This is a genomic window from Mesorhizobium sp. M0802 (assembly GCF_040320115.1).
Taxonomy (GTDB): domain Bacteria; phylum Pseudomonadota; class Alphaproteobacteria; order Rhizobiales; family Rhizobiaceae; genus Mesorhizobium.
This window is the reverse complement of the sequence record NZ_JAMYOY010000004.1, coordinates 242,462-261,495: the sequence shown is the minus strand read 5'-3', so window position 1 is coordinate 261,495 and position 19,034 is coordinate 242,462. Positions and strand designations below refer to the sequence as shown.

Here is a 19,034-nt window from a genome sequence, read left to right as displayed (position 1 = left end):
CTCTGTCGCTTGTCATGGATTGGGCTAACCTCGCCAGGCGCGGTGACACGCGCGCTTCGCTAATGGATCCAGTCTAGCCGCGCCGGAAGGGATAGAGGAATTGCTGCCAGTATCCGTTCGGAACGGGATGTCCGTAAATGCCGTAGCCGTTCGGCCAGCGTCCTTCAGGCATATGGTGGGTACCGAACAGCCGGTCGAGCAGCGGGAAATGGATGGCGAAGTTTACGTCGATCGCTTCTTTCTCGAGGCCGTGATGCCAGTGGTGGTAACGCGGCGACACCAGCACCTTTTCGACAGGACCGAAACTGGTTCCGATGTTGGAATGGATGAAAGACGAATAGACGTAGACGATCAATATATACGTCTGGATGGCCGACTCATCGAACCCCAGCACGAACATCGGGGTGGCCGTCAGGCTGCGCAGCATGATGATTTCAAGGAAATGCATGCGCGCACCGGCAATCCAGTCCATCGACTTGGCGGAATGGTGCACGGCATGGAACTTCCACAGCCAGGGAATGCGATGAAAGGCCCGATGCACCCAATACTGGGCAAGGTCGGTCAGGAACATCACCGCCAGCAGTTGTACCAGCCACGGCAAGTCGTGGACCCAGGCGCGCACTGAACCAAGGGCGCCCTGTGCATTGACGAAGTTGGACGGCGCCAAGGTCAGGTAGGTCAAAATCTGCACCAGCAGCGATGAAACCAGATAGTAGAACAGGTCCTCGCGCCATTCGTCGCGGAACACGGTCTGATCCTTGTTGCGCGCGAAAAGACGTTCGAGCGGGACGAACAGCACACCCATGAACAAGGCGTTCAGGATGAAGAAATCGAGCCCGAAGAACACCCCGTCTATGTGCAGTTGATGGCGCACCGGAAGCATGCCGACCAGCGACGCCAGCAGCACAGTGAACATGGCTGCCGCGCCGAGCGTCTTTTGCCTGCGCAGCGTCATGCTGAGGATCGCCAGGATATAGCCGGAGATGAGGACGAAATAGAGCACCGGCTTGAAGAACAGCATCTGGTGGATGGGGGCCAGATCCGGCATCGATGTAAGCGACGGGTAGCGCAGCACGATGACCATCAGCAGGGCGGTGACCCCGGCAAGCAAGCCAATCGAGCCGGACAGCCAGCCAGAACCGAACGGCCGTTTGGCGCGCGGCGTTTCAAGTTCACCGACGACGCGTCTAAGGAAATTTGTCACCGGCATGATGTTCCCCCGTTAACGGCCCCAAAGGTCTCGCCAGAAATTTCGACCCGTCTTACTACAGCAAGGCTCATAAATATTAATCGACACGACTTTGCAGGCCAGAGACGGCTATCTGCGTTTTGGGCAACTGGTAAAAGCTGCGATCGTGTCAAAGACACCGGCCACTATAGTCGGAATCTTTCCTGGATGCGACGGGCGCATTCAAGCGGCGTCAGCCGGCTGGTGTCGACTTCGAGGTCGTAGTCCATGCCCTTGTGGACGCGTCCATATTGCCAGCGCGCCAGGCCAGGCAGCCTGTCGGCGCGCGCGGCCTCGCGCGCTTCCAGCACCTCCAGCGGCGCCATGACGCCGACCAGATGCAGATCGAAACCCGACAGCAGCATGCGGTACTCCGCTATCTCGTCATTGAAGACCACGTCGTCGACGATGAGATTGTTGCCTTGCCCGGCCATGGCGGCGATGGCATGGCGCATGCCGCGCATGGCTAGCGCCGCGACCGGCCCGCTCCTGATCACCACCGACGGCTTGCCGTCTTCCAGCACGGTCTCAAAGGAAAACCCGTCGGCATGATCCTGCAGCGCCGGCGGCAGCATGTCGATGAAAGCATCCATCTGGACATGCAGGAACGGTTCAGTGGCGATCGTTTGCAGCGCCCTGGCGATCGAGCTTTTGCCGGCGCTGCCGACGCCATTGAGCAGGACGATTTTGGCCGTCATGTCGCCCCCTCGGCCTATCGGTTGCGCACGACGATACAGGCGCCGCCGACGCTTTGCAGTTTCTGGCAGATGACGTTGGCGGCGGCACGGTCGTCGACGCCGATCCTGACGGCGTAGATGCCGCGTCGGCCGATCGGCGTGCGCACCCGGCTGACCACCGGGTCACGACCGGAAAGCAGCGCCGGAAACCGGCTCCTGACCCGCAGCCATTGATTGATCGCCGCGCCGCGGCGGAAATTGCCGGCCACCTGGACGCCCCATGGCTTCACATTGATCGACGCCATGGCCACGGTTCTCGACATGATCACCGGCAGCTTGCGGCAGGCGACGGCAAAGCTGGTTTTCGCGTCGAGCGGCTCGATCGTTCCGGCGTAGGCGCTGTCGGAGAACTTGTCGGCCGGTTCGCCCATGATGTCGAAGACGTAGCTCTCGGTCTCCATCGGCAGGAAACCGCCGGAACCCAGCCAGCGCGAAACGCGGCTCTCGCCGGCATTGTAGGCAGCCGCCGCCAGGCCGAGATTGCCGAAGCCGGTCTTCATTTCGGCGAGATATTTCGCCGAAGCCGGGATCGCCTGGTTGATGTCGAAAGGATCGACCAGCCCGCGCATCTTGGCGGTGCCCGGCATGAACTGGGCGATGCCTTCGGCACCGACCGGGCTAACCGCATTGGGATCGAAGCGGCTTTCTTTCCAGATCAGCCGGGCGAAGTAATCCTTCGGCAGGCCGTTCCGCTCGGCATGCGTCTCGATCAGGTCACAGACACGGCCGATCAATCGTTTCGCCGCCGAGCGCGATTGCGGTGGATCGGCGAGCGCCTGTCCGGCACCCAGCCCGCAGAGCAGGATCACACCGGCTTTGAGCAGCCCCCGCATGGCTTATTCGGCCGCGGCTTTGCCGTGCTGGCCAAACCGCTGCTCGATATAGTCGGCAACCATTTTTTCGAAATCGGCGGCGATCGACGGACCGCGCAGCGTCGCCGACTTCTTGCCATCGACGAAGACGGGCGCGGTCGGCGTCTCGCCGGTGCCGGGCAGCGAGATGCCGATATCGGCGTGCTTGGATTCGCCGGGGCCGTTGACGATGCAGCCCATCACCGCGACCTTGAGGTTCTCGACGCCGGGATATTTCTCCCGCCAGACCGGCATGTTCTTGCGCAAATCGGCCTGGATGTTCTGGGCGAGCTCCTGGAACACGGTGGAGGTCGTGCGACCGCAGCCGGGGCAAGCGGCGACGATCGGCACGAACTGACGGAAGCCCATGGTCTGCAGCAGTTCCTGCGAGACCTGCACCTCGCGAGTGCGGTCGCCATTCGGCTCCGGCGTCAGCGAGATGCGGATGGTGTCGCCAATGCCTTGCTGCAAGAGGATGCCCATGGCAGCCGACGAGGCGACGATGCCCTTCGAGCCCATGCCGGCTTCGGTGAGGCCAAGATGCAGCGCATGGTTGGAACGCGTGGCAAGCTCGGTGTAGACGGCGATCAAATCCTGCACGCCGCTGACCTTGGCCGACAGGATGATCTTTTCGCGGGCGAGGCCTATCTCTTCGGCCATTTCGGCCGACAGGATCGCCGACTGCACGATCGCTTCGCGGGTTACTTCCTGCGCCGTCAGCGGAAAGCCTTGGCGCTGGTTCTCGTCCATCAGCCGGGTGAGCAACTCCTGATCGAGCGACCCCCAATTGACGCCGATGCGCACCGGCTTGTCGTATCTGATCGCCATTTCGACGATCGCTGCGAACTGGCGGTCCTTCTTGTCCTTGAAGCCGACATTGCCGGGATTGATGCGGTATTTGGCCAGCGCCTCGGCGCAGGCTGGATGGTCGGCCAGCAGCTTGTGGCCGATATAGTGGAAGTCGCCGACCAGCGGCACATTGATGCCGAGCCGCTCGAGCCGTTCGCGGATGCGCGGCACGGCGGCGGCGCTCTCGTCACGATCGACGGTGATGCGCACGATCTCGGAGCCAGCGCGATGCAAAGCCGCAACCTGCGCGACGGTCTGGTCGATATCGGCCGTGTCGGTGTTGGTCATCGACTGCACGACGACCGGCGCGCCGCCGCCGACGACCACGCCGCCGACATCGACGCCGACCGATGTCCGGCGCGCAAAGGGGGAGGAAAAATACCCGGTCATGCCGGCAGCCTCTTGATCACCCGAGCGACACACGTCCACGTCGACGCACGCTCAATCAGCTATCAGCGCATAGCGCTGAGGTTCGGGCATGAGGTGGAGGAGCAAAGATGGCTTGTCAATGGCGACAGACAAGCAGAGCCGCCAAATCGCAGTAGCGCGGCGATCCCACAGACGGGTTTCGCCGGCCAACAGTATCGCAACCAGTAGCAAAAACAGGCCTCCGGCGGCATGTCGCCACCGGAGCGATAGTCACGCGCCAAGGCGGCGCGTCTAATCCTGGAAGGGCGTCAGTGTCTCGTCGGTTTCGCCTTCAGTTTTTCAATCTCGTCCTTGAGTGCCAGCTTGCGTCGCTTCAGATTCACGATTTCGAGGTCGTCGACCGATGGATGGTTCATCGCATCGTCGATCTCGCGTTCGATATCACCGTGTTTCCGCTGCAACTCATCAAGATGGGATGCAAGAGACATGATTGGTTCTCCCTTTCATGGTTTCCTCGATTGCAGCCGTCAAAGGCACGTCCACCGCAGGTCGCATCTGTGACGGCACCATGACAGTCTGCCACCATCCGGCTGCGATGTCGAATGCTGCGTGGTAGCATTCCACGACAATGTGATATGTGATATTGGCTGCGCGCCGGCGGCAATCGATGCCGCCCCCGCCCAATCATGCCCATTGCCGGGCGCCGCAGACATGCAGACGGTAGAGAATGTCCGACCAGGAAAAGGCCGATGTCCGCCTCGAATTTTCCCGCCTGAAGCAGGAACATGCCGATTTCGACGCGGCCATCAATGCGATGATCGCCATGGGCTGCGACCCCTTGCAGATCCAGCGCATGAAGAAGAAGAAGCTTTTCCTCAAGGACCGGCTGATGGCGCTGGAAGACAAGATCATTCCGGACATCATCGCTTAGCCGACGGCCTCGGGGCCTAACTGCTCACCCCGCTATCGACAGCCGCGCCGCGCGATGGCGCAGCAACGTCAGCAATTCGTCGGTCTTCTCCGCTGAAGTGTCGATCGGCACCACCAGGCACATCGTCGCCTCGACCTTGCCGGCGGCCGCGAAGACAGGGGCGGCCAGGCATTTGGTGTAGGCGTCGACCAGCCCCGAAGTGATGCAATAGCCGGTCGTTCTGGCCGTCGCGATATCGGCAATGAAGTCGTCGAACTGCAGCCTGCGGCCGTCGGGCAGCAAAAGGTCGTCTTCCGAGACCATGTCCTGGATGGCGGCCCTTTCCAATCCGGCCAGAAGCAGCCGCCCCGATGCCGTCCATGGCAGCGGGATCTGCAGGCCGGTGGCCGAGCTGATGCGGAACGGCCTGGTGCCGGGGCTGGAATGGACGATGGTATAGCGCCCGCTTTGCAGCATGCACAATTCGGAGGTCTCGCCGGTCTCGCGCGACAGATTGTCGACCTCCTGCCGGCCCCGCCTAAGCAGGTCGTTGCCCCTGACATAGTCCATCCCATAGAGGTAGAGCTTCTTGCCGAAATAGACCCGGTTGCCGTCGCCCTCCACCTCCAGGAGACCCGCATCGACCAGCGAACGCACCACCGTATAGGTGGTGGAGCGCGGCGCATTCACCCCCTTGGCGAGATCGCCAATGCCGATGGCGCGCTGCGTCACATGCAGGAAGTCCAGGATCTCCAGCACCCGGTTGAGGCCCTTCTCGCGCGAGCCGGAGGTCTTGTCGGGCGTCGGGCTCTCGGCTGGACCAAGCTCCGCCCGATCCGTGAGTCCATTGCTGTCTTGCATAACTGATTCCTGATGTTAGTATCTGTCTTGTATAGGATACATATGTCTATTGTAAGAGACAATTCAGGTCGGCGACACGTGTGTCTGTAGGGGAACTCAAACAACAGGAGGTCGCAGTGAACGACGCATCCAAGCGAGATTTTCTGAAACTGGGCATGGCCGGGCTTGCAACGGCGGGCGTGATGACCGCTGTCAGCGCCGAAAAGGCGGCGGCACAAGCCGCATCCGACAGCGTTCTGCGCACCGCGCTTGACCGCGGCAAGCTGATCGTCGGCACCGGCAGCACCAACGCGCCATGGCATTTCGAAAACGATGCCGGCGAGCTAGTCGGCATGGACGTCACCATGGGCCGCATCCTGGCCAAGGGTCTGTTCGACGATCCGAGCAAGGTCGAGTTCGTCATGCAAGATCCGGCGCAGCGCATCCCCAATGTCACCACCAACAAGGTCGACATTACCATCCAGTTCATGACCATGACCGCGCAGCGCTCGCAGCTGATCCACTTCTCCAGGCCATACTATGTCGAGGGCGTCGCCCTGCTGACGCTGCCGACGGCGGAAAACAAGACCTTCGACAAGCTGCTCGCCGGTGGTTCGGCGACGCGCATCTCGATCCTGCAGAATGTCGATGCCGAAAGCTCGGTCCATTACGCCCTGCCGGAGGCGCAGGTGCTGCAGATCGACACCCAGGCCAATGTGCTGCAGGCACTGGAATCGAAACGCGCCGATGCCGCCGCTGTCGATCTTTCAACCGTGCGCTGGCTGGCCTCGCGCAACCCCGACAAATATTTCGATGCCGGCAAGAGCTGGTACTCGATGCTCTACGGCGCGGCGGTCAGGCAGGGCGACCTGGACTGGCTGACCTTCGTCAACCAGACCTTCACCATCGCTATGTTCGGCCATGAGACCGCACTCTACGACGCCGCCTTCAAGGACTATTTCGGCCAGGAGCCGCCGGCCCGCCATCCCGGTTTCCCGGTTGTCTGACAAGCGCTGGCGGAAGGGTTAGCCCTTCCGCCTTCTAGTTCGCATCCCCTTGGTTATTGCGGGAGACGCATGGGCTATACGCTCAACTTCAACCTGATCTGGCGCCATTTCGACAAGCTGTGGGGCGGCCTTCTGCTCAGCCTCGAGCTTGCCGTGATTTCGATTGCCATCGGCGTCGTCATCGGCCTGGTGCTGGCGGTCTGGTATGTCTCGGCCGGACGCGTGGTGCGCGCCATCATTGCGGCTTACGTCGAATTCATCCGCAACGTGCCGCTGATCCTGCTCGTCTATCTTGTCTTCTACGGCCTGCCGACGGTGATCGACGTCGCCTACGACGCGCCGACCTCGTTCGTGCTGACGCTGTCGGTCTATAGCGGCGCCTATCTGGTCGAGGTGTTCCGCTCCGGCCTCGAAGCCGTGCCTCGCGGCCAGCTCGATGCCGGCAAGGCGATCGGGCTCACGCCTTGGCAGCGGCTGGTTCATGTGCGCCTGCCGACCATGCTGCGCATCACGCTGCCGGCGCTGTCCAACACCTTCATCTCGCTGTTCAAGGACACGTCGATCGCCTCGGTGATCTCGGTGCCCGAGCTCACCTTCGGCGCCCAGTGGATCAACTTCAACACCTTCCGCATCGTCGAGGTCTATCTGGTGACGACGGCGATGTATCTGGTGACCGGCTACACCCTGCTCTTCGGGCTGCGGCTGGTCGAACGCCGGTTCAGGGCTGCGCGCTGACATGCTGAGCCAGATCCTCTACGCCGTACCGTTCCTCGCCCAGGGCTTCGCCATCACCTTGTGGGTGTCGCTGCTGGTCGTGGTGCTGTCGCTGATTGCCGGCGTCGCGCTCGGCGTCGGCCTGGTCTACGGCCCGGCGCCGCTGCGCTGGGCCGTGCGCATCTTCTCCGACACCATCCGCGGCATCCCGATCCTGGTGCTGATGTTCTTCGTCTATTACGGCCTGCCGGCCATCGGCCTGCATCTGCAATCCTTCTCGGCGGCGGTGCTGGCGCTGACCTTGTTCAAGACGGCGCAGGTCATTGAGTATCTCCGGGGCGCCGTCGGCTCTATTCCCAAGGGCCAGTCAGAAGCGGCGATGGCCATTGGGCTGACTTTTCGCCAGCGGCTCACCTACGTCATCTTTCCGCAGGCCTTCCGGCGCTTCCTGCCGCCCTGGATCAACGGCGTCACCGATGCGGTCAAGGGCAGCGCCCTGGTCTCGCTGCTCGGCATCACCGACCTGATGCAGGCGATCAACCAGGTCATCGGCCGCACCTATGAGGCGATGCCGCTCTACATCGTCGGCGCCTTGATCTATTTCGCCGTCAACTATGCGCTTTCCTACGCCAGCCGGCAGATGGAACGGCGCTTTGCCTTCATCCGGGACTAGCACGATGGCCACAAGCTCGAACGACAATGCCGCCCTTCTTGACATTGCCGGGGTCTCGAAAGCCTTTGGTTCCGTCGAGGTGCTGCGCTCGGTCAGCCTCAAGGTGGACAGGGGCGAGGTGGTCACCGTCATCGGCCCTTCCGGCAGCGGCAAGACGACGCTTTTGCGCTGCGTCAACTTTCTCGAAAGCTACGACTCAGGCTCGATCCGAATCGACGGCAAGGAGGTCGGTTTTCGTGAGGCCGGCGCGCGCCAGCGGCGCAGCGAGCGCGACCTTGCCAATATGCGCGCCGAAACCGGCATGGTGTTCCAGAGCTTCAACCTGTTTCCGCACCTCACCGGCGCCGGCAACATCATGCTCGGCCTCACCAAGGTGCGCGGCAAGAGCAAGGCCGAGGCGCGCCAGATCGCCGAGCATTGGCTGAGCCGCGTCGGCCTCGCCCACAAGGCCGACAGCCTGCCGGCGGAACTCTCCGGCGGCCAGCAGCAGCGCGTCGGCATAGCGCGGGCAGTCGCCATGGAGCCGAAGATCCTGCTGCTCGACGAGATCACCTCCGCGCTCGATCCCGAATTGGTCGGCGAGGTGCTGGCCGTTGTGCGCAGCCTGGCCGAAGACGGCATGACAATGGTGATGGTCACGCACGAGATGGCCTTTGCCCGCGACGCTTCGAGCCGCATTGTCTTCATGGCCGATGGCGGTGTCAGCGCTGTTGGCCCGCCGAAGGAGATCCTTGCCGAAGAGACCACCAATGAGCGCCTGCGCTCTTTCCTGGCGCGGTTCCGCGCCTCGCATTTCTGACATGGGCGGCCCAAAGCAATTCCAGGAAAAGTGTAAGCGGTTTTCCCGGGAAAAGCGCGAAGCGCTTTCCCTTGGGAATTGCGTAAAACAACAGGCCGGCCCAAGGAGAATTCTTCCATGACGCCTTACATCCGGCTCGCCGAGCTCGGCCTGACGCTGCCCGAGCCGCCGACGCCGATCGCCAATTTCGTCACCCATGCGGAAAGCGGCCGGCTGATCTTTCTTTCGGGTCAAGGGCCGCTGCGCGCCGACGGCACGCTGTGCACCGGCAAGGTCGGCGAGGACGTCACCGTCGAGCAGGCCTATGAGCATGCCCGCCTCACCGGCCTCAACCTGCTCGCCGTCATGCACGCCGCCGCCGGCGATCTCGGCCGCATCGTGCGCGTCGTCAAATTGCTCGGCTTCGTCAATGCGACGCCGACCTTCAGCGACCACCCGAAAGTGGTCAATGGCTGCTCGGACCTGTTCGCCAGCGTCTTCGACAAGATCGGCGGCCATGCCCGCTCGGCGATCGGGGTCGGCTCGCTGCCTGGAAACATCACCGTTGAAATCGAAGCGGTCGTCGAGATCGCCGCCTGACCGTCAAGGGATTGCTGAACATGAAAACCTATTCCGACACCGGCTCCAACACCACGATCCGTGAACGGCTGGGACTGCGGCCGATCATCAACGTCTCCGGCACGATGACGACGCTCGGCGCCTCGATCATCGTTCCCGAGGCGATCAGCGCCATGGCCGAGATCGCCTCGCAATGGGTGGAGATGGACGATCTGCAGCGCGCCGCAAGCGTGATCACCGCCCGCCTCACCGGCGGCGAGGCCGGCTTCATCACCGCCTGCTGCGCCTCAGGCATCACAATGGCGATCGCCGGGGCGATGACCGGCACCAATTTGCTGGCGATCGAACGGCTGCCCGACGATACCGAAGGGCTGAAGTCCGAAGTCGTCATCCAGCTCGGCCATATCGTCAATTACGGCGCACCGATCGACCAGTCGATCCGCGTTGCCGGCGCCAAGGTCATTCCGGCCGGCACGGTCAGCGTCACGCAGGATTATCATGTGCGCGAGGCTATCAACGAGCGCACCGTGGCGGCGCTCTACGTCGTGGCGCACCACACCGTGCAATACGGCATGCTTTCCCTCGAGGAATTCTGCGATATCTGCCACGCCAGGGGCGTGCCGGTGATCGTCGACGCGGCTTCCGAATATGACCTGCGCAGCTTCCTGGCGCGCGGCGCCGACATCGTCGTCTACAGCGGCCACAAATTCCTTTCGGGGCCGACCAGCGGCATCGTCGCCGGCCGCAAGGATCTCGTCCGCGCCGCCTATCTGCAAAACCGTGGCGTCGCCCGCGCCATGAAGGTCGGCAAGGAAAGCATCGCCGGCACGATGGCGGCGCTCGAAGCCTGGGAAAAGCGCGACCATGCCGGCATCCGCCGACGCGAGGAAGCGGCGCTCCATCTATGGAGGGATTCGCTGCAGGGAATACCCGGCATCGTCGCAACCATCATTCCCGACCCGACCGCCAATCCGCTCGACCGGCTGCAGATCTTCGTCTCCCCCGAAAGCCGCTTCAGTGCCGCCGGCCTCGCCTCGGCATTGGCGGCCGGATCGCCGCCCATCATCGTGCGCAACCACGAAGTCGAGCGTGGCCATTTCTTCCTCGACCCGTGCAACCTGCACCCAGGCGAGGCCGAGATCGTCGCCGAACGCCTCCGCGCCGTGCTCACCGCGGCCGACAGGCCGGCGGATGCGATGAGACAGCCGCGAAAGGATTCATCCGGCGCCCTGCGCTGGCCGGACTAGGCTGCGGCGGCCGCCATCCTTGCGGGCCAGCCCGAATTCCGCTAAGGCGCGCCTTTACCGCCGGGAGCATGCGCTTGACCGACCACCGCGCCGACGTCGCCATCATCATGGGCAGCCAGTCCGACTGGGCGACGATGCGCCACGCCGCCGAAACGCTGGAGGCGCTGGGCATTCCGCACAAGCGGCTGATCGTCTCCGCCCACCGCACCCCGGACCGCCTCTATGATTTCGCCAAGGGCGCCAAGGCGGCCGGCTACAAGGTGATCATCGCCGGCGCCGGCGGCGCCGCCCACCTGCCCGGCATGACGGCGGCGATGACGCCGCTGCCGGTGTTCGGCGTGCCGGTCGAATCGAAGGCGCTGTCCGGCCAGGATTCGCTGCTCTCCATCGTCCAGATGCCGGCCGGCATTCCGGTCGGCACGCTTGCCATCGGCAAGGCGGGTGCGGCCAACGCCGCCCTTCTGGCGGCCGCCGTGCTGGCGCTGCACGACGAAGAACTTGCCGCCCGCCTGGATGCCTGGCGCGCCGCCCAAACCGCTAGGGTCGCCACCGAACCGACGGACGCGCCGTGAGCCTGCCCGCGGGATCGAGCATCGGCATCATCGGCGGCGGCCAGCTCGGCCGCATGCTGGCTGTTGCCGCAGCGCGCCTCGGCTACCGCACAATTATCCTCGAACCGCAGGCCGATTGCCCGGCGGCTCAGGTCGCCAACCGCCAGATCACCGCCGCCTATGACGATGCGGACGCCCTTGCCGAACTGGCGGCAGTCAGCGCCGTCGTCACCTACGAATTCGAGAATGTGCCGGTAGCGGCTGCCGGCGCGCTCGCCGCCAAGGTCCCGGTCTATCCGCCGCCCAGGGCGTTGGAAGTCGCCCAGGACCGGGTGGCGGAGAAGCTATTCCTTAACAGCATCGGCATCAGGACAGCGGATTTCCGCTCCGTCGACAATGACGACGAGCTGACGGCGGCGCTGAGAGAGTTCGGCGGCAGCGGCATCTTGAAAACCCGCCGCATGGGCTATGACGGCAAGGGCCAGCGCGTCTTCCGCAACATGGAGACGGGCGGCTTTGCCGGCACATGCGAGACCATGGGCAATGTGCCGCTGATCCTCGAATCCTTCGTCGCTTTCGAGCGCGAAATCTCGGTCATCGCCGCGCGCGGGTTGGACGGCGCGGTCGCCGCCTACGATCCGGCTGAGAACGTCCACCGCGACGGCATCCTGCATACCTCGACCCTGCCGGCCCAGATCAGGCTGGAGACGGCGGCGACGGCACAGGGGGCGGCAGCGAAAACCCTGTCGGCCCTCGACTATGTCGGCGTCATCGGCGTCGAGTTCTTCGTTCTTGCCGATGGCACGCTGCTGGCCAACGAAATGGCGCCGCGCGTGCACAATTCCGGCCACTGGACGGAAGCCGCCTGCATCGTTTCGCAATTCGAGCAGCATATCCGCGCCATTGCCGGCCTGCCGCTGGGCAACCCTGGCCGGCATTCAAACTGCGTCATGGAAAACCTGATCGGCGACGATGTGCTGCGCGTACCCGCTTTGCTCGCCGAGCCCGATCTGATGCTGCATCTCTACGGCAAGGCGGAAGCGCGCCCAGGCCGCAAGATGGGCCATTTCACGCGCATCAGCCGCCGTAGCTAAGCCATTCCGGCACTTTGCGCGAGGGCGTGGCTCGAGCCCTATTGCAGCTCGTCGTTCGGATCCCCGTCTTCGTCGGGGCTGGCGCAACTCGCATCGCCTTCCCTACAATTGGCGCCCGCGGTGAGCTGTTTGATGCGCTGGTCCGTCAGTTCGGTCAGGCATTGTGAACCTCCATCGGATGGATGGAGCCGCCCTCGCTGTCTTTCGTCGTATAGGCGCATTCGGCGTCGCGGAGGCGATCCAGGCGCGTTGCGCGACCTGCAGCAGCTTCCTGCCCTTGTCGTCGTTGCGACCGACGAGATCCTTGTAGGCCTGGTTGAGCTTGGCATCGGCGGCCCGATAGTCCTCGCCGGCGCAGATGTTCATCATCTGCTGGCTGTCGTCGTTGCGGTCGCATTCCTGCGCCTGCGCGATGGAGGCGGCTGCCAGAACGGCAAGGCTCGCGGACACAAACAACAGGCGCATAGAGGTCTCCAAATCGGCTTGCGGGTGCCGCACCATTCCAGCCCGCCTTCGGCCGCGCAATGGCGTGGAGCCGAGATGGCGGATATTTGATGCCCAAAGCCATTCTCGGCCTCTATCCAGCACGCTTGCGGTTGACACGGGCAAGGCTCCTCGTTTATGAGCCACCGCAAGTTCAAAGGCGCGCTTTTCAGGCGCGCCTTAATAATTCGGCCCGGACAGGGCCCAGACCGACGGGCAAGACCATGAAGATCAAGAATTCGCTCAAGGCGCTGAAGGCGCGTCACCGCGACAACCAGCTGGTTCGCCGCAAGGGCCGCGTCTACATCATCAACAAGACCGCTCCACGCTACAAGGCGCGCCAGGGCTGAGTGTTCGGCCGGAGGCTCGTTGCCTCCGTCCATACGATGGTAATTGCCTGGTTTCAGGCACTTTCACGCTAATTTCAGTTTGACGATCCGCCATCCGGGGTTAGATTCCGGCGATGCGGATTCTTTTTGCATTTTTGGCCACCCTGTTTCTTTTCGGCGTCGCTCCGGCGTCGGCGGACGATCCGCCGGCAAAGCCGCCGGTTGCCCTGACCAGGGAAGCCAGGCTCGACCAACTGTTTGCCGAGCTGAAGCGCGAGCGCAACGAAAAGGCGGCCGAGCGCATCGCCGGGCGCATCTGGGGCGAATGGTTCCAGTCCGGCAGCGCCTCGATCGACCTGATGATGCAATGGTCGCAAAAGGCGATTGACGACCAGAAGTTCGACGTCGCCCTCGACTTCCTCGACCAGGTCGTCATCCTGCAGCCAAAATATGCCGAAGGCTGGAACCGGCGCGCCACCGTCCATTACATGATGAAGAATTTCGGGAAATCGATGTCCGACATCGACCAGACGCTGCAGCTGGAACCACGCCATTTCGGCGCGCTTTCCGGCCTGGCCCAGATCATGGCCGCCACCGGCCACAAGCAATCGGCGCTCGAAGCCTGGCAGAAGGTGCTTACCATCTATCCGATGATGCGCAGCGCCCAGGACCAGGTCGCGGCAATTTCGGAAGAGCTTGCCGGCGAAGGAATTTGATTAGGCAGTAGGAATTAGGGATTAGTCAGTAGTCAGTAGAGAAGATTGGTCGAGACGCCACCTCCCTACTCCCTACTCCCTACTCCCTACTCCCTACTCCCTACTCCCTACTCCCTACTCCCTACTCCCTAGAACTTATCCCCCTCCACCCCCGTATCTCCGCGCATGAACCACATTTACGCCGCCTGTGCTTTGCTCCTCGCGCTCGTCTTTGCCTTGGCCGGTGTCACCCGCGCCGGCGCGTGGCTGATCGAGTGGCGAAACCCGCCGGCCGGCGAATTTGCCGACATCGACGCCACCCGCATCCACTATGTCCACGTGCCGGCGCCTCAAAATGCCGAGCTGCCGGCGATCGTCTTCATCCATGGCGCCAGCGCCAACCTCAGGGATGAGATGCTGCCGATCAGGCCTTTGCTCGAAGGCCGCGCCGAGATGGTCTTCCTCGACCGGCCGGGCTTCGGCTGGTCGGCGCGCGGCCCCGGCAATGAGAGCCCGTCGGGGCAGGCCGACACCATCGCCAGGCTGATGGACCGTCTCGGCATCCACAAGGCGATCATCGTCGGCCATTCGTTTGGCGGCGTGATCACCGCCGCCTTTGGCCGCGAACACCCGGAGAAGACGCTCGGGCTGGTCTTTCTGTCGCCGGTCAGCCACCCCTGGCCGGGCGGCGCGACCGCCTGGTACTACAAGCTGACCGCCACCCCCATCATCGGCTGGCTGTTCTCGGAGACATTGACCTATCCGGCAGGCACGCTGCAGATGGACAGCGCCACGGCCTGCGTGTTTTCTCCCAACAAGGTGCCGGAAGGCTATGTCGGCAATGCCTCGATTCCGCTGGTGCTGCGTCCCGGCGCTTTCCGCGCCAACGCCATCGATGTCGCCGGCCTCTACGACTATACGCTGAAGGCCGCGCCGCATTACCGCGACATCACAGCGCCGACGATCGTCATCACGGGCGACCGCGACAAGGTGGTCTATGCCTCGATCCATTCGGTCGGCCTGGTCAGGGACATCCCCGGCGCCGAACTGATCTGGGTCCACAATCTGGGCCACAAGCCGGATTGGATCGCCTCCGACCTCGTCGTCGGCGCGATCGAGAAAGTCGCCGGCAAGGTCGTCGACCTGCAGGCATTGGCAAAAACCGTGGAAGCACGCATCGCCGGCGATGCCTACAACGATGCACAGTGCCCCGACATTACGGTGCCCGACGCGCAACTCGCCCCGACGTGACGGCCGCATGTATGTCCTGAAGCACGGAATCAAGAAAAACCCCGAAGCGTTCTGGGCGCTACCGGATCGCATCTTCTTCGGCTACGGCGCCTGCCACATCCTTGCGGGCACCTTCCTCAGCCATCCTCCCCTGGACGGATTCTACGGCGAACGGATCATTCCGGGCGAGGATTTCTACGGCAACCATATCTACATGACGAACGGCGTGATCGCCTTCGACTATCACGGCTATTCCAGCCGAGAGCGGCTTCTGCAGCACCATGGAAGGGGATGGGCTTCGCATAGCGCAGGCTGGCACTGCACGCTGGAAAGGGTCGATTTCGACCTGCTCGACACCGCCGACCTCAACCGGCGAAAGATGCGCGGCCCGGATCAGTATCTCTATGACCCACTCCCTCGCGCACACCGCTTCCTTCAGCGTATCGATCACGCCGAAGGTGCGGCAAGAGCGCTGCGAACTGTGACGAGGTCTCAGCCTATGTTGCGGGTGGCCTGCACGTCCGATCCGACATAGGCGATGCGCAGCATGTTGGTCGAACCCGGCGTCCTCAGCGGCACGCCCGCCGTGATGATGACGCGGTCGCCCGGCTGGCCGAACCCCTCTTCGAAAGCGATGCGGCAGGCGCGGTCGACCATGTCGTCGAGGTCGCTGGCGTCGGGCGAGACGACGCAATGCGTGCCCCACAAAAGCGACAGCCGCCGCGCCGTGTTGAGGATCGGCGACAGCGCGATGATCGGCACTTGCGGCCGCTCGCGCGCGGCGCGCAGGCCGGTGGTGCCCGACGCCGTATAGGTGATGATCGCCGACAGTTTCAGCGTCTCGGCAATCTCGCGGGCCGCGAGCGAAATGGCGTCGGCGCCGGTTGCTTCCGGTTCCGAGCGCTGCGCGTTGATGATGCCGGCATAGGTCGGGTCGGTTTCGACCTTGGTGGCGATGCGGTTCATCATCGCCACCGCCTCGACCGGATAGGCGCCGGCAGCGGATTCGGCTGAAAGCATGATGGCGTCGGCGCCCTCGAACACGGCGATCGACACGTCGGACACCTCGGCGCGGGTCGGCACCGGCGCGGTGATCATCGATTCCAGCATTTGCGTGGCGACCACCACCGGCTTGCCGGCGCGGCGCGCGGCGCGCGTGATCTGCTTCTGGATGCCGGGCACCGCTTCCAGCGGCATTTCCACACCGAGATCGCCGCGGGCGACCATCAGCGCGTCGGAGAGTTCGATGATTTCGGCCAGCCGGGCTACCGCCTGCGGCTTTTCGATCTTGGCCATGATAAGCGCCCGGCCGCGCGCGATCTTGCGGGCTTCCGCCAAATCCTCCGGCCGCTGCACGAACGACAGCGCCACCCAGTCGACGCTTTCCGCCAGCACCGCATCGAGGTCCTTGCGGTCCTTTTCGGTCAGCGCACCGACCGGCAGGTCGGTGTCGGGCAGGCTGACGCCCTTCTTGTCGGAAATGGTGGTGCCGGCGACGACGGTGCAGGTGATCGATTTGCCGTCGCTCTTCACCGCCCTGAGCTCCAGCTTGCCGTCGTCGATCAACAGACGGTGGCCGGCCTCGACCGAACTCAGGATTTCGGGATGCGGCAGGTAGACGCGGGTCGACGTGCCGGGCTCGGGATTGTTGTCGAGGGTGAAGGTCTGGCCCGGGGTCAGCACCTCCTTGCCGTTGGCGAACTTGCCGACGCGCAGCTTCGGTCCCTGCAAATCGGCCAGGATGCCGATCGGACGGCCGACCTTTTCCTCGACCGCGCGGATGCGGCCGACCAGCGTGCGCATCAGCTCGTGATCGGTGTGGCTCATATTGATGCGGAAGACATCGGCGCCGGCTTCGAACAGCTTCTGCAGCATCTCCTCGGACGAGGAGGCAGGACCGATGGTGGCGAGGATCTTGACCTTGCGGCTACGTCTCATTGACTGTTTGTTCCCGGGGCGGCTGGAGCGCCTCCCGTTGTGGACTCATCGGTCAGCTGGACCATCCAGCTTGCCTGCTCGCCCGTGTCATATTCCTGGAATCCGGCGCGCTGGAAGCCCCGGGCGACGCAATCGGTAACGCCGGCAATCTTGAATTCTTTTTCGGCCACGCACATGTTGATCGGGCCATCCCAGCGCCCGCCGCGCTCGGCGTCTTCTGCATAAAGATAGTAAAACCTCGATGACAGCGGACCTTCGATCAGCGTCTTGCAGCTCGATCCTTCGATGTGCCACCACCCCTCGGTGATCCAGCCTGCCTTGGCGCGGTAGCCGATGCCGACGCCGACCAGGTTCTGCGTGGCGTTGCAGACGCGGAAATCGGCGCGGGCGGGCGAAGCCGCGACCAGCGCGGTGAGCCCTAGCGTCAGGGTCAGGAGCGGCACGGCAAAGGCGGTGCGCGCACGCGGCCTGCCGGCGGAACCCATCCCGAAACCCCTCAATAACGTCATCTGCATCTCTCAGCGCCCCTTTTCGGAAAAGTCCGGGCGCATGTCAACGCGCCGTTCTGTCCAATTCCAATCGATTTAGAAAGGCCCCCGACACGCGATCTGCCGCGCGTCACAGGATTTTCGCAGAAACCGTGGCCAAACAACGGCATTGCGCAACAGTCCTCTTCGTGGGAATGACGATACCACCCTCCCCGGAAGCCAGCGAACAGACCTTTCCAGCCAATGACCCGATCCACAGTTTTCGCGCCTTTCGATATCGTCGAAGGCGACCGCAAGCGAGGCATCGTGCTTGTCGCCGACCATGCCCGCCGCGACCTGCCGGAGGAGTATGGCAGTCTCGGCTTGCCGGCGGCGGAACTCGATCGCCATATCGCCTACGACATCGGTGTCGAGACGGTGACGCGCGAACTGGCCGCAGCGCTCGACGTGCCGGCGGTGATCGCCAATTTTTCGCGGCTGCTGATCGATCCCAATCGCGGCGAGGACGACCCGACGCTGATCCGCCAGCTCTATGACGGCACTGTCGTGCCGGGAAACTACCCTATGGCACCGGCCGAACGCGAAAGGCGGCTCGACGGCTTCTACCGGCCTTATCAGGACGCGGTCGGCGCCATGATCGCGTCGGTGGCGCACGCCTCAGGCAAAGCGCCGCTCATCTTCTCCGTACACTCCTTCACCCCTGTCATGCAGGGCTTCATCCGCCCTTGGCATGTCGGCATATTGTGGGACCTCGACGACCGCGTGGCGCGGCCGCTGATCGACATGCTGGCGCAGGATAAAAACCTCGTCGTTGGCGACAACGAACCCTATGACGGCGCGTTGCGCGGCGACACCATGTTCAAGCACGCCATCGTCAACGGCTTTGCCCATGCGCTGATCGAGATCCGCCAGGACCTGATATCAGACCGCAAGGGGGCGCTGGCCTGGGCGGAACGGCTGGCGCCGATCGTTGACGCCATCGACCGCCGTCCCGATATACATCAGGTGAAGATGTTCGGCTCGCGCACCGGGCCGCTGTGAGGACCCAAGGCAATGACCGAACTCAGCGATGACCAGAAACGCGATTTCGAGGCCGCGGCCTTCCGCCGGCTGGTCGAGCATCTGCGCGAGCGCAGCGATGTGCAAAACATCGACCTGATGAACCTCGCCGGCTTCTGCCGCAACTGCCTGTCGAACTGGTATCGCGAAGCGGCCGAGGCTGAGGGCGTCGATCTCGGCAAGGATCAGTCGCGCGAAATCGTCTACGGCATGCCCTATGCGCAATGGCAGGCGCTGAACCAGACCGAGGCTTCGGACGCCAAGAAAGCGGAGTTCGAGGCAAGACGGCCGAGGGATCACTGAAGTAGCGCGCGGTTCACAGGATTGACGTCGGCGGGACAGCGCCTAACGGTTTCCCCTTAGATGTGGCCCACAAGCTTTTCGC

24 protein-coding genes are annotated in these 19,034 nt (G+C 63.4%); 15 read left to right on the top strand and 9 right to left on the bottom strand.

The window, feature by feature from the left end:
- Positions 1-73 precede the first annotated feature (73 nt).
- The 5 genes from NKI10_RS09360 to NKI10_RS09340 form a co-directional block, all read right to left on the bottom strand.
- On the bottom strand, positions 74-1,210 hold the full coding sequence (locus tag NKI10_RS09360; protein ID WP_352859620.1) for a sterol desaturase family protein: 1,137 nt from the start codon (positions 1,208-1,210) through the stop codon (positions 74-76).
- Between the two features lie 164 nt (positions 1,211-1,374).
- Entirely contained in the window at positions 1,375-1,926 is a 552-nt protein-coding gene (locus NKI10_RS09355) for a chloramphenicol phosphotransferase CPT family protein (protein WP_352859618.1), read from the bottom strand.
- A gap of 14 nt (positions 1,927-1,940) precedes the next feature.
- Positions 1,941-2,798 (bottom strand): transglycosylase SLT domain-containing protein, encoded by an 858-nt coding sequence (locus tag NKI10_RS09350; RefSeq protein ID WP_352859616.1) that lies wholly within the window; start codon positions 2,796-2,798, stop codon positions 1,941-1,943.
- A 3-nt stretch (positions 2,799-2,801) separates the two neighbouring features.
- On the bottom strand, positions 2,802-4,055 hold the full coding sequence (ispG, locus tag NKI10_RS09345; protein ID WP_352519845.1) for a flavodoxin-dependent (E)-4-hydroxy-3-methylbut-2-enyl-diphosphate synthase: 1,254 nt from the start codon (positions 4,053-4,055) through the stop codon (positions 2,802-2,804).
- Between the two features lie 287 nt (positions 4,056-4,342).
- Positions 4,343-4,522 (bottom strand): YdcH family protein, encoded by a 180-nt coding sequence (locus NKI10_RS09340; protein WP_023684024.1) that lies wholly within the window; start codon positions 4,520-4,522, stop codon positions 4,343-4,345.
- Positions 4,523-4,761: 239 nt separating this feature from the next.
- On the opposite strand from NKI10_RS09340, the gene NKI10_RS09335 reads away from it, so the two are divergent.
- Complete coding sequence (locus tag NKI10_RS09335) at positions 4,762-4,965, top strand: YdcH family protein (RefSeq protein ID WP_023673103.1); 204 nt, start codon at positions 4,762-4,764, stop codon at positions 4,963-4,965.
- 24 nt (positions 4,966-4,989) lie between these two features.
- Here the strand turns inward: NKI10_RS09335 and NKI10_RS09330 are convergent, their stop codons facing one another.
- Positions 4,990-5,805, bottom strand: coding sequence for an IclR family transcriptional regulator (locus tag NKI10_RS09330; protein ID WP_352859614.1), 816 nt, complete (start codon positions 5,803-5,805; stop codon positions 4,990-4,992).
- A gap of 155 nt (positions 5,806-5,960) precedes the next feature.
- On the opposite strand from NKI10_RS09330, the gene NKI10_RS09325 reads away from it, so the two are divergent.
- From NKI10_RS09325 to NKI10_RS09290, 8 genes are all read left to right on the top strand, one after another.
- Complete coding sequence (locus tag NKI10_RS09325) at positions 5,961-6,791, top strand: transporter substrate-binding protein (protein ID WP_352859670.1); 831 nt, start codon at positions 5,961-5,963, stop codon at positions 6,789-6,791.
- A 69-nt stretch (positions 6,792-6,860) separates the two neighbouring features.
- On the top strand, positions 6,861-7,526 hold the full coding sequence (locus tag NKI10_RS09320) for an amino acid ABC transporter permease (RefSeq protein ID WP_023693641.1): 666 nt from the start codon (positions 6,861-6,863) through the stop codon (positions 7,524-7,526).
- Position 7,527: 1 nt separating this feature from the next.
- Entirely contained in the window at positions 7,528-8,178 is a 651-nt protein-coding gene (locus NKI10_RS09315) for an amino acid ABC transporter permease (RefSeq protein ID WP_352859612.1), read from the top strand.
- Between the two features lie 4 nt (positions 8,179-8,182).
- Positions 8,183-8,977 carry an amino acid ABC transporter ATP-binding protein gene (locus NKI10_RS09310; RefSeq protein WP_352859610.1) on the top strand — a complete coding sequence of 265 codons (795 nt, stop codon included), beginning with the start codon at positions 8,183-8,185 and terminating at the stop codon, positions 8,975-8,977.
- 117 nt (positions 8,978-9,094) lie between these two features.
- Positions 9,095-9,556: a RidA family protein gene (locus NKI10_RS09305; RefSeq protein ID WP_023673109.1), complete on the top strand. Its 462-nt coding sequence runs from the start codon at positions 9,095-9,097 to the stop codon at positions 9,554-9,556.
- A 20-nt stretch (positions 9,557-9,576) separates the two neighbouring features.
- Positions 9,577-10,782, top strand: coding sequence for an aminotransferase class V-fold PLP-dependent enzyme (locus tag NKI10_RS09300; protein ID WP_352859609.1), 1,206 nt, complete (start codon positions 9,577-9,579; stop codon positions 10,780-10,782).
- 74 nt (positions 10,783-10,856) lie between these two features.
- On the top strand, positions 10,857-11,354 hold the full coding sequence (purE, locus tag NKI10_RS09295) for a 5-(carboxyamino)imidazole ribonucleotide mutase (RefSeq protein WP_352859607.1): 498 nt from the start codon (positions 10,857-10,859) through the stop codon (positions 11,352-11,354).
- Entirely contained in the window at positions 11,351-12,427 is a 1,077-nt protein-coding gene (locus NKI10_RS09290; RefSeq protein ID WP_352859605.1) for a 5-(carboxyamino)imidazole ribonucleotide synthase, read from the top strand. The genes purE and NKI10_RS09290 overlap by 4 nt, the downstream gene beginning before the upstream one ends.
- Before the next feature lie 102 nt (positions 12,428-12,529).
- Here NKI10_RS09290 and NKI10_RS09285 read toward each other — a convergent pair whose 3' ends face one another.
- Positions 12,530-12,928 carry a lysozyme inhibitor LprI family protein gene (locus tag NKI10_RS09285; protein ID WP_352859604.1) on the bottom strand — a complete coding sequence of 133 codons (399 nt, stop codon included), beginning with the start codon at positions 12,926-12,928 and terminating at the stop codon, positions 12,530-12,532.
- A gap of 206 nt (positions 12,929-13,134) precedes the next feature.
- Between NKI10_RS09285 and ykgO the strand changes: the two genes are divergently transcribed.
- From ykgO to NKI10_RS09265, 4 genes are all read left to right on the top strand, one after another.
- The gene (ykgO, locus tag NKI10_RS09280) at positions 13,135-13,260 is read left to right on the top strand and encodes a type B 50S ribosomal protein L36 (RefSeq protein WP_006327841.1); all 126 of its coding nucleotides are present in this window, start codon (positions 13,135-13,137) and stop codon (positions 13,258-13,260) included.
- Positions 13,261-13,373: 113 nt separating this feature from the next.
- Entirely contained in the window at positions 13,374-13,955 is a 582-nt protein-coding gene (locus tag NKI10_RS09275) for a tetratricopeptide repeat protein (RefSeq protein WP_023690055.1), read from the top strand.
- A 165-nt stretch (positions 13,956-14,120) separates the two neighbouring features.
- A complete protein-coding gene (locus NKI10_RS09270; protein ID WP_352859602.1) occupies positions 14,121-15,185 on the top strand; it encodes an alpha/beta fold hydrolase in 1,065 nt (354 codons plus the stop codon).
- Positions 15,186-15,192: 7 nt separating this feature from the next.
- A complete protein-coding gene (locus tag NKI10_RS09265; RefSeq protein WP_352859600.1) occupies positions 15,193-15,699 on the top strand; it encodes a hypothetical protein in 507 nt (168 codons plus the stop codon).
- On the opposite strand, the gene pyk is transcribed toward NKI10_RS09265, so the two are convergent.
- The gene (gene pyk, locus NKI10_RS09260) at positions 15,657-17,102 is read right to left on the bottom strand and encodes a pyruvate kinase (protein ID WP_023673117.1); all 1,446 of its coding nucleotides are present in this window, start codon (positions 17,100-17,102) and stop codon (positions 15,657-15,659) included. The genes NKI10_RS09265 and pyk overlap by 43 nt on opposite strands.
- A complete protein-coding gene (locus tag NKI10_RS09255) occupies positions 17,099-17,587 on the bottom strand; it encodes a DUF1036 domain-containing protein (protein ID WP_023673118.1) in 489 nt (162 codons plus the stop codon). The genes pyk and NKI10_RS09255 overlap by 4 nt, the downstream gene beginning before the upstream one ends.
- 246 nt (positions 17,588-17,833) lie before the next feature.
- Between NKI10_RS09255 and NKI10_RS09250 the strand changes: the two genes are divergently transcribed.
- Together NKI10_RS09250 and NKI10_RS09245 are read left to right on the top strand one after the other, a co-directional pair.
- Entirely contained in the window at positions 17,834-18,631 is a 798-nt protein-coding gene (locus NKI10_RS09250; RefSeq protein WP_023690052.1) for an N-formylglutamate amidohydrolase, read from the top strand.
- 12 nt (positions 18,632-18,643) lie between these two features.
- Entirely contained in the window at positions 18,644-18,952 is a 309-nt protein-coding gene (locus NKI10_RS09245; protein WP_023690051.1) for a DUF1244 domain-containing protein, read from the top strand.
- Positions 18,953-19,034: the final 82 nt, after the last annotated feature.